Source organism: Paraburkholderia sp. J8-2 (assembly GCF_905220195.1).
In the GTDB taxonomy this organism is placed as follows: Bacteria; Pseudomonadota; Gammaproteobacteria; order Burkholderiales; family Burkholderiaceae; genus Paraburkholderia.
Genome location: NZ_CAJMZA010000140.1, coordinates 1 through 337 on the forward strand (window position 1 = coordinate 1; position 337 = coordinate 337).

At 65.9% G+C, this 337-nt stretch carries 1 protein-coding gene; it reads left to right on the top strand.

All coding sequences use genetic code 11. The features are described from left to right. A partial coding sequence (locus tag U5A52_RS43175; RefSeq protein WP_321940526.1) for an electron transfer flavoprotein subunit alpha/FixB family protein occupies positions 1 to 337 on the top strand: 337 nt, incomplete at both ends.

Sequence of the window (337 nt, forward strand, 5' to 3'; positions counted from 1 at the left end):
GACGGTGCAATCGGTTGATCCGATCAAGGTCATCACCGTTCGCACGACGGCATTCGACGCCGTTGCGGCCGAAGGCGGCAGCGCAGCCGTTGAGAAGCTCGAGGCCGCAGCGGACAGCGGCCTCACGCAGTTCGTTGGCCGTGAAGTCACGAAGCTCGACCGTCCGGAACTCACGAGCGCGAAGATCATCGTCTCGGGCGGCCGGGGTCTGGGCAGCGGCGAGAACTACACGAAGGTGCTGGAGCCGCTCGCCGACAAGCTCAACGCAGCGCTCGGCGCCTCGCGCGCAGCAGTTGACGCAGGCTACGTGCCGAACGACTACCAGGTCGGTCAAACC